At 74.9% G+C, this 1,736-nt stretch carries 2 protein-coding genes; both read left to right on the top strand.

From position 1 onward, the window contains the following. Nucleotides 1-253 (top strand): hypothetical protein (locus D7W81_RS42715; RefSeq protein WP_120560738.1); only part of this gene is annotated, 253 nt, incomplete at its 5' end. Further along, a partial coding sequence (locus D7W81_RS41145) for a serine/threonine-protein kinase (protein WP_147445838.1) occupies nt 250-1,736 on the top strand: 1,487 nt, incomplete at its 3' end. The genes D7W81_RS42715 and D7W81_RS41145, both read left to right, overlap by 4 nt.

The raw sequence follows: 1,736 nt of genomic DNA on the forward strand, positions 1-1,736 counted from the left end.
CGCATGTCTCGTGGGCTCGGAGAGGTGTATAAGAGACAGCCTGGAGGCTCGCAAGCCGCCCCCCGTCCGCACCCGCGCCAGCGTCTCCGCCGCCACCGTCCGCACCGCCCGGCCCCGGCCCCGCTGCCCCGGCTGCACCCTGGAGCTGCCCCGGGGACGGCGCGGTGAGTCGTGCGTCTGGTGCGGCTTCATGTTCGCCGCCGTGTCCCGCCGCCGCGCCACCGGGCCCAAGACGCCCCGGAAGCCCCGATGAGCGGGACGTACCGGCTCACCGGCCGCACGGAGGCAGGGGACCTGGCGGAGCTGTACGAAGCCGTGCTGCTGCCCTCCATCCCCGTCGCGGTGAAGCTCTTCCTGCCGCGCACCTCCGACCCCGCCTATGCCCGCGAGCTGGCGGAGACGGTGCGGCGGCTACAGCCCGTGCGCCACCCGGGACTCCTCCACGTCGTGGACGTGGGCTTCGTGAAGCAGCGGCTCGCCGTGGTGCGCGAGGACGTGGATGGCTTCACGCTGGGCGTCGCGCTCCAGCGCCTCAACACGAAGGAGGTGCTGCTGCCGCCCACGGTGGCGCTCTCCATCGTCATCCAGCTCCTGGACACCGTGCAGCTCGCGCACGACGCGGGCGTCGTCCACGGCGCCATCACCCCCGGCAACGTGCTGTTGTCCCGCGACGGCTTCCCGGCCATCTGCGACTTCGGCGCGCTCCAGGCGCTCCTGTCCGTGCCCCAGCTCAAGCGCACGTTCGCGCACCGGGGACGCGGCACGTACCGCGCGCCGGAGGTCACTCGCGGGGAGGAGGCCACGGAGGCGTCCGACGTGTACTCGCTGGGGGCCATCGCCTACGAGCTGCTCACGTTGCGCGAGCCCGTGGTTCCCGGCAGCGGCGTGAGCACCCGCCGCGAGTCGCTGCCCCCGCCCAGCCGGTTGGACCGGCGGATCAACTCGCGGTTGGACCCCGCGATCATGCGCGCGTTGGACCCCGCGCCGCAGCGGCGCTTCCGCTCGTGCGGCGAGTTCGCCCAGGCCCTGCGCAACTTCCTCTCCGCGGGCGGCGGCCTGCCCGGCGCGGAGGAGGTGGGGCGCTTCGTGTCGGAGCTGTTCCCCAACGAGGTGAGCCTCGCCGCCCCCGGGGCCCCGCCGTTCGTGGAGCCCTTCCAACTGGAGCCCGTCTCCGGCGCGGAGATGGAGGACCTGCACGCCGAGGATCACGAGGCGTCCATCGTCCAGCGCGCGCCGTACAGCCGGGCGCCCACGGAGCAGGAGGCGTCCGCGGAGACGCAGGAGGCCGCCCCCGGCTTCGAGGCCTTCCGTCCCCAGGACTACGCGTCGGACAGAGACGCCGCACCAGCGGACGACGAACCCGCTCCGGAGTCCGAACCCGCGAGCGAAGCGCGGAGCACCGACCCTTCGCACGCGGGGCCCCTGGAGCAGGGCTGGGACGCGCCGCCCGGCGTCCTCCAGAAGCACCGCCGTCCGGCTGGAGCGCAGGGTGGGGCGGAGGGCCCTTCCTCCGCGCGCGCCGGGCGCAACCCCCGCGTGAAGGTCATCGAGGACTTCTCCGGGCCGGCGCTCGGAGACGACGAACCCCCCGTGCCCACCGGCCGCCGCGCGGCCATGCGCCCCGGGCCGCCCCTGGGCGCTGAAGACGAGCCGCCGCCCTCCACGAAGCGCCCGGCCCTGCGCCCCGCGCAGGGTGCCGGCGGCAGGGCGCCCGGCGACGAGACGCTGAAACTCCC

The organism is Corallococcus aberystwythensis (assembly GCF_003612165.1).
GTDB lineage: Bacteria > Myxococcota > Myxococcia > Myxococcales > Myxococcaceae > Corallococcus > Corallococcus aberystwythensis.